This is a genomic window from Streptomyces africanus, from assembly GCF_002150735.1.
GTDB lineage: Bacteria > Actinomycetota > Actinomycetes > Streptomycetales > Streptomycetaceae > Streptomyces > Streptomyces africanus.
In genome coordinates this window covers 21,266-27,948 of sequence record NZ_MUKA01000310.1, presented here as the reverse complement: position 1 = coordinate 27,948, position 6,683 = coordinate 21,266, and the positions used below count along the sequence as shown (strand labels likewise).

General features: G+C 71.4%; 8 protein-coding genes, 1 pseudogene and 1 riboswitch. Of the genes and pseudogenes, 8 read left to right on the top strand and 1 reads right to left on the bottom strand.

Features of this window, described 5'->3' with window-relative positions:
• Positions 1–467 (top strand): annotated as a pseudogene (locus tag CCL05_RS46570) (hypothetical protein); the annotation flags it as partial.
• Here the strand turns inward: CCL05_RS46570 and CCL05_RS32880 are convergent.
• The gene (locus CCL05_RS32880; protein ID WP_086564321.1) at positions 449–1,336 is read right to left on the bottom strand and encodes an RNA polymerase sigma-70 factor; all 888 of its coding nucleotides are present in this window, start codon (positions 1,334–1,336) and stop codon (positions 449–451) included. The pseudogene CCL05_RS46570 and the gene CCL05_RS32880 sit on opposite strands and share 19 nt — an antisense overlap.
• Before the next feature lie 301 nt (positions 1,337–1,637).
• Positions 1,638–1,768: riboswitch (FMN riboswitch) on the top strand.
• A 143-nt stretch (positions 1,769–1,911) separates the two neighbouring features.
• Between CCL05_RS32880 and CCL05_RS32875 the strand changes: the two genes are divergently transcribed.
• The 7 genes from CCL05_RS32875 to CCL05_RS32845 are packed head-to-tail and all read left to right on the top strand — an operon-like array spanning position 1,912 to position 6,623.
• Positions 1,912–2,520, top strand: coding sequence for a riboflavin synthase (locus CCL05_RS32875; protein ID WP_086564320.1), 609 nt, complete (start codon positions 1,912–1,914; stop codon positions 2,518–2,520).
• Complete coding sequence (locus CCL05_RS32870; protein WP_086564319.1) at positions 2,517–3,161, top strand: nicotinamide mononucleotide transporter family protein; 645 nt, start codon at positions 2,517–2,519, stop codon at positions 3,159–3,161. Before CCL05_RS32875 ends, CCL05_RS32870 begins: the two co-directional genes overlap by 4 nt.
• A complete protein-coding gene (locus tag CCL05_RS32865; RefSeq protein WP_086564318.1) occupies positions 3,158–4,447 on the top strand; it encodes a bifunctional 3,4-dihydroxy-2-butanone-4-phosphate synthase/GTP cyclohydrolase II in 1,290 nt (429 codons plus the stop codon). Before CCL05_RS32870 ends, CCL05_RS32865 begins: the two co-directional genes overlap by 4 nt.
• 20 nt (positions 4,448–4,467) lie before the next feature.
• On the top strand, positions 4,468–4,953 hold the full coding sequence (gene ribH, locus CCL05_RS32860; RefSeq protein WP_010046367.1) for a 6,7-dimethyl-8-ribityllumazine synthase: 486 nt from the start codon (positions 4,468–4,470) through the stop codon (positions 4,951–4,953).
• Between the two features lie 34 nt (positions 4,954–4,987).
• The gene (locus tag CCL05_RS32855) at positions 4,988–5,260 is read left to right on the top strand and encodes a phosphoribosyl-ATP diphosphatase (protein WP_010046365.1); all 273 of its coding nucleotides are present in this window, start codon (positions 4,988–4,990) and stop codon (positions 5,258–5,260) included.
• A gap of 45 nt (positions 5,261–5,305) precedes the next feature.
• On the top strand, positions 5,306–6,154 hold the full coding sequence (hisG, locus tag CCL05_RS32850; protein ID WP_020273518.1) for an ATP phosphoribosyltransferase: 849 nt from the start codon (positions 5,306–5,308) through the stop codon (positions 6,152–6,154).
• Between the two features lie 13 nt (positions 6,155–6,167).
• Positions 6,168–6,623: a PH domain-containing protein gene (locus CCL05_RS32845; protein ID WP_086564317.1), complete on the top strand. Its 456-nt coding sequence runs from the start codon at positions 6,168–6,170 to the stop codon at positions 6,621–6,623.
• The last annotated feature ends 60 nt before the right edge of the window (positions 6,624–6,683 follow it).

Sequence of the window (6,683 nt, the reverse complement as noted above, 5' to 3'; positions counted from 1 at the left end):
ACGGGGACCGGGAGAGCGCCGGGGTGCTGGATCTGAGCGAGGCCAACTGCCGCCAGCTGTACCGGCGGGCCGTGCAGCGGGTGGGTGAGCCGCAGGCCCGGTTCGAGCCCGCGTCCGAGCAGCAGGAGGAGCTGGTCACGTCGTTCATCACGGCGGCCCGCGACGGTGACCTGGCCGGGCTGGAGAAGCTGCTCGCGGCCGACGCGACCTGGTGGAGCGACGGGGGCGGGAAGGTCACCGCGGCCCGGCGCCCTGCGTCCCGCGCCCGACGCCCCACGTCCCGCGCCCTGCGCCCTGCGCCCGGCGCCCGGCGTCCCGCGCCCGGCGTCCGCCGTCCCGCGCCCTGCGCCCGACGCCCTGCGCTCGACGCCCCACGCCCCGCGCCCGGCAACCCGCGCCCGGCCCCCCCCCGCACCCCGCCCACGATCCCGCGACCCGCCCGGCGGCCCTACGCCCGGCTGAGCTGACGCCGTGCGAACGTCAGCTTCTCCGGGTTGACCACGGCCCGCACACCCGCGATCAGCCCGTCGCGCACCTCGAACGCCGCCAGGCCGACGAGCGTGTCGCCCGTCCACGTGGCAAGCCCCGTCGCACCGTTGACCTCGACGACGGTGAACTCGAGGCCCACCGTGAACTTCGGGCCTCCGCCCGCCAGGAAGTGGGCGACCCTGGGCCCGCCCTCGATCGGCCACCGGGCCGCGGTGACCTTCCCGCCCCCGTCGCTCCACCAGGTCGCGTCGGCCGCGAGCAGCTTCTCCAGCCCGGCCAGGTCACCGTCGCGGGCCGCCGTGATGAACGACGTGACCAGCTCCTCCTGCTGCTCGGACGCGGGCTCGAACCGGGCCTGCGGCTCACCCACCCGCTGCACGGCCCGCCGGTACAGCTGGCGGCAGTTGGCCTCGCTCAGATCCAGCACCCCGGCGATCTCCCGGTGCCCGTAGCCGAACGCCTCCCGCAGCACGTACACCGCCCGCTCGGTCGGCGTGAGCCGCTCCAGCAGCACCAGCATCGCCATCGACACGGCGTCCCGCTGCTCGGCCGACTCCAGGGGCCCGAGCGTGCCGTCAGCGGTCACCACCGGCTCGGGCAGCCAGGTGCCGACGTACCGCTCGCGGCGGGCGCGGGCGGAGGTCAGCCGGTTCAGACAGAGGTTGGTGACGACCTTGGCGAGCCAGGCCGCCGGATGCTCGATCCCGTTCCGGTCCGCGCCGCTGAAGCGCAGATACGCGTCCTGGACCGCGTCCTCCGCCTCCTCGGCGGAGCCCAGCAGCCGGTAGGCGAGCGAGAACAGCCGGGGCCGGTGGGTCTCGAACTCGTCGGCGAGCGCGGTGGTCATACGCCTCACCCTGCCAGAACACCGTCCGTCCGGCGTGGGAAGGCCCGACGGCGGGCAAGGGCCGTCGTCACCGCCGCCGGGCCGGTCTGCGCAGCCTGCGCACGACCCTAGAAAGGACTAGACCACAGCGTCAATAGGTGTGTACCAACGCGAGGACCGCCGGACAAGGGCGGGCGCACGCACCGGAGTTGCACCGCCCCGTCGCGTTCAGGAAGGGCGGCGACACGTTCTGTGAGGCACCCCACACCGATCGCCCGTCTGGACATCGATCAGGCGTGGCAGACTAGGCATGTATCAGTAGCAGCGCACTCCGGGGTCGGTGAAAGTCCGAACCGGCGGTTACAGTCCGCGACCCGGTCGCCTCCAGCGGCCGGTTGACCAGGTGAAATTCCTGGACCGACGGTTAAAGTCCGGATGGGAGGCAGTGCGCGGCGAGCGGGCATACATGCGCGCCGCCGAAGATCCGTCCTCGCGGCGGACTCCGTCCGGCGTCGTTCCCAATGTCCTCGCTCGTATCACCTGTCGTCATCGACAGCCCCGGAGTCCGTGCCCGAAGAGGCAGGAGGACCCGGGAAGTGTTCACCGGAATCGTCGAAGAGCTGGGCGAGGTCACCGCCGTCGAGACCCTCGACGACGCCTGTCGCTTCCGCCTGCGAGGCCCCGTCGTCACCCAGGGCGCGAAACACGGCGACTCCATCGCCGTCAACGGCGTCTGCCTCACGGTCGTGGACCACGAGGGCGACGAGTTCACCGCCGACGTGATGGCCGAGACCCTCAACCGCTCCAGCCTGGGCGCGCTCCAGGCCGGCTCCCGCGTCAACCTCGAACGCCCCATGGCCGTCGGTGAACGCCTCGGCGGGCACATCGTGCAGGGCCATGTGGACGGCACCGGCGCAATCCTGGAGCGCAAGCCGTCCGACAACTGGGAGATCGTGAAGATCTCCCTCCCCGCGGACCTCACCCGGTACGTCGTCGAGAAGGGCTCCATCACCGTCGACGGCATCAGCCTCACCGTCGTCGACGCCGGCCCCGACTACTTCACCGTCAGCCTCATCCCCACCACCCTCGACCTGACCACGCTCGGCCACACGCAGCCCGGCGACCCGGTCAACCTCGAGGTGGACGTCATCGCCAAGTACGTCGAGCGGATGCTGGGCGACCGTGCGCAGGGGGCGGCCAAGTGAACTGGCTCAACTCCGAGGCGTTCACGCTCTTCGGCCAGCACATCAAGTGGTCGGACATGATCGGCAACGTGATCGGCCTGATCGGCCTCGCCTTCGGCTGGCGCCGCTCCCTGTGGACCTGGCCCGCCCAGTTCGTCTCCGGCCTGATCCTCTTCGCGGCCTTCGCCACCGCCCACCTCTCCGGCAGCGCCGGCAAGCAGGTCGTCGTGATGCTCGTCGCCACGTACGGCTTCTGGCAGTGGAACCGCGGCCGGCAGCAGGCCCAGGACGGCTCCATCGCCGTACGGTTCGCCACCTGGCGCGAGCGCGGGGTGCTGGCCGGCGCCGCCGCCCTCGGCACTCTCGCGGTCGGCGGCCTGTTCACGGTCTTCCCGGCCCTGTCCTGGGACCCCTGGCCGGACGCGTACATCTTCGTCGGCACGATCGTCGCGATGTACGCCCAGGCCCGAGGCATGGTCGAGTTCTGGTTCGCCTGGCTGCTGGTCGACCTGGTCGGCGTCCCGCTGAACTTCGCCAACGGCTTCGCCTTCTCCGGCTTCGTCTACGTCATCTACGGCGCGCTCGTCCTGTGGGGCCTGCGCGACTGGTGGCTGCGCTCCCGCGCCGCAGCGCAGCCCGCACTGGAAGGAGCGCCGGCATGAGCACGGCACCGATCCTGTACGGCACCGACGGCTTCGAGGACCTCACCCTCGACCCGGTCGAGCAGGCCATCGCCGACATCGCGGCCGGCCGCCCGGTCGTGGTCGTCGACGACGAGGACCGGGAGAACGAGGGCGACCTCGTCGTCGCCGCCGAGAAGGCGACCCCCGAGATCGTCGCCTTCATGATGAGCGAGTGCCGCGGCCTGATCTGCGCGCCCATGGAGGGCGACGAACTCGACCGGTTGCGCCTGCCGCAGATGGTCGAGGACAACACCGAGTCGATGAAGACCGCGTTCACGGTCTCCGTCGACGCCTCCGCCGCGCACGGCGTGGGCACCGGCATCTCGGCCGCCGACCGCGCCACCACCCTCCAGCTGCTCGCCGACGGCGCCGCCCAGCCCGACGACTTCGTCCGCCCCGGCCACATCTTCCCGCTGCGTGCCCGGCCCGGCGGGGTCCTGGCGCGCGACGGCCACACCGAGGCCGCCGTCGACCTCGCCCGCCTCGCGGGTCTGCGCCCGGCCGGCGCGATCGTCGAGATCGCCGGCGAGGACGGCACGATGCTGCGCCTGCCCGAGCTGATCCCCTTCGCCCGCAAGCACGGTCTGACGATCATCTCCATCGAGGACCTGATCGCCTACCGCCGCGGCAGCGAACCCACCGTCCGCCGCGAGGCCAGGACCCAACTGCCCACCGAGCACGGCACCTTCACGGCCTACGGCTACCGCTCCACGGTCGACGGCGTCGAGCACGTCGCCCTGGTGCACGGCGAGATCGGCGACGGCCAGGACGTCCTCGTCCGCGTCCATTCCGAATGCCTCACCGGCGACGTCTTCGGCTCCGCCCGCTGCGACTGCGGCCCCCAGCTCGACGCCTCGCTGGCCCGTATCCAGGCCGAGGGCCGCGGAGTCGTGGTCTACCTGCGGGGGCACGAGGGCCGCGGCATCGGCCTGATGTCCAAGCTGCGCGCCTACGAACTCCAGGAGCGCGGCCGCGACACCCTCGACGCCAACCTCGAACTCGGCCTGCCCGCCGACGCCCGCGACTACGCCGCCGGAGCCCAGATCCTCGCCGACCTCGGCGTGCGCGGCGTCCGCCTGCTGACCAACAACCCCGACAAGACCGACGCGCTCACCCGCCACGGCATCGTGGTGAAGACGCGCGTGCCGATGCCCGTGAGCGCCGGCGAGCACAACCTCCGCTACCTGCGCACCAAGCGGGACCGGATGGGCCACGACCTGCCCTGGCTGGACACGACCACCGTGCCGGCCTGCGGCAACCAGTAACAGAGCACAAAGGGAGAGACGTGAGCGGCAAGGGTGCACCGGAGCTGTCCGTACGCAATGTGGGTGACCTCAGGGTCGCCGTCATCGCGGCGCAGTGGCACGAGAAGGTGATGGACGGTCTGGTCGACGGCGCCCTGCGCGCCCTGCACGACCTCGGAATCGACGAGCCGACCCTTCTCAGGGTCCCCGGCAGCTGGGAGCTCCCGGTCGTCGCCAAGGTCCTCGCGGGCCGCGGCTACGACGCGATCGTCGCCCTCGGCGTCGTCATCCGCGGCGGCACCCCCCACTTCGAGTACGTGTGCCAGGGCGTGACCCAGGGCCTCACCCAGGTCTCCGTCGACACCGGCGTCCCCGTCGGCTTCGGCGTGCTGACCTGCGACACGGAGGAGCAGGCCCTGGACCGCGCCGGCCTGGAGGGCTCCAACGAGGACAAGGGGCACGAGGCGGTGACGGCGGCGGTGGCGACCGCGGCCACCCTCCGCTCAGTATCCGAACCCTGGCGCTGACGAAAGGCACCTGTGGCATAGGCTGAGCGTCACCATGTCCAAGAAGACGTTCGAGGAGCTCTTCACCGAGCTCCAGCACAAGGCCGCCCATGGCGACCCCGCCACTTCCCGCACCGCAGAACTGGTCGAGAAGGGCGTCCATGCCATCGGCAAGAAGGTCGTCGAAGAGGCCGCCGAGGTCTGGATGGCCGCCGAGCACGAGGGCAAGGAGGCGGCCGCCGAGGAGATCTCGCAGCTGCTGTACCACGTCCAGGTGATGATGGTCGCCCGCGGCATCTCCCTCGACGACGTCTACGCCCACCTGTAAGCCGCACCGTTCCCGTAAGACACCCACGCAAAGGAAGCCGACCTCATGCTGCGCATCGCCGTCCCCAACAAGGGTTCCCTGTCAGGCCCTGCGGCGGAGATGCTGCATGAGGCCGGCTACCAGCAGCGCCGGGAGTCCAAGGAACTGCGGATCGTCGACCCGACCAACGAGGTCGAGTTCTTCTACCTCCGCCCCCGCGACATCGCGATCTACGTCGCCTCCGGCCAGCTGGACATCGGCCTCACCGGCCGGGACCTGCTCATCGACTCGGGCGCCGACGCGGAAGAGATCCTCGCCCTCGGCTTCGCCCGCTCCACGTTCCGCTACGCCGGCAAGCCCGGCACCATCAGCGGCCTGGCGGACCTGGCGGGCAAGACCGTCGCCACCTCCTACGAGGGCATCGTCGCGGCCCACCTCGCCGAGCACGGCATCGACGCCTCCGTCGTCCACCTGGACGGCGCCGTCGAGACCGCCATCCAGCTCGGCGTCGCCCAGGTCATCGCGGACGTCGTCGAGACCGGCACCTCGCTGCGCAACGCGGGCCTGGAGGTCGTCGGCGAGCCCATCATGCAGTCCGAGGCCGTCGTGATCCGCCGCACCGGCGCGGACGGCGACGACCCCAAGGTGCAGCAGTTCCTGCGCCGTCTCCAGGGCGTCCTGGTCGCCCGGACGTACGTGATGATGGACTACGACTGCCGCGTCGAGCAGCTGGAGAAGGCCGTCGCCCTCACCCCCGGCCTGGAATCGCCGACCGTGTCCCCGCTGCACAACGAGGGTTGGGTCGCCGTCCGCGCGATGGTCCCGGCCAAGGAGGCGCAGCGGATCATGGACGACCTGTACGACATCGGCGCCCGGGCCATCCTGACCACGGCCATCCACGCCTGCCGTCTGTGAGGGGCGCGCACTGATGTCCGAGCTGCCCACCCTGCCCGTCACCTTCCGGCCGGGCAGCACCCGCGCGGTGCTGCTCAGTGCCGCCGTCGCGATCTTCGTGGTGATCACGGCCGTCGCCATGCTGCTGAAGCAGCTCAGCCCCGCCGAGCGCCTCAGCTTCATCGTCACGGCGCTCCTGCTGGACGCGGTGCTGCTTCTGCTGGCGCGTCCCAAGGTCGTCGCCGACGAGTCCGGCGTCACTGTGGTCAACCTCACGAACAAGCGCCGGCTGGAATGGGCCGAGATCCTTCAGGTGACCCTCCGGCCCGGCGACCCCTGGGTGTTCCTCAACCTCAGCGACGGCACCAGCCTGCCCGCCCTGGGCATCCAGCCGGGCATCGCCCGGCAGCGCGCGATCGCCGACGCCAGGGCCCTGCGGGCGCTCGCCGAGGCCCGTTCCGTCGCGGACCCCGAGCGGCCTCAGGGCTGACTCGGGGGATCCCCAGGGTCGCCGCCACTGCCGCACCGGGCCGTGTCTTGATTAATCTGT

Bases quoted from the DNA above. Each gene is read 5' to 3' on its own strand.
- CCL05_RS32845 (WP_086564317.1), top strand. From the start codon at position 6,168: ATGTCCGAGCTGCCCACCCTGCCCGTCACCTTCCGGCCGGGCAGCACC.
- CCL05_RS32880 (WP_086564321.1), bottom strand. From the start codon at position 1,336: ATGACCACCGCGCTCGCCGACGAGTTCGAGACCCACCGGCCCCGGCTG.
- hisG (WP_020273518.1), top strand. From the start codon at position 5,306: ATGCTGCGCATCGCCGTCCCCAACAAGGGTTCCCTGTCAGGCCCTGCG.
- CCL05_RS32855 (WP_010046365.1), top strand. From the start codon at position 4,988: ATGTCCAAGAAGACGTTCGAGGAGCTCTTCACCGAGCTCCAGCACAAG.
- CCL05_RS32865 (WP_086564318.1), top strand. From the start codon at position 3,158: ATGAGCACGGCACCGATCCTGTACGGCACCGACGGCTTCGAGGACCTC.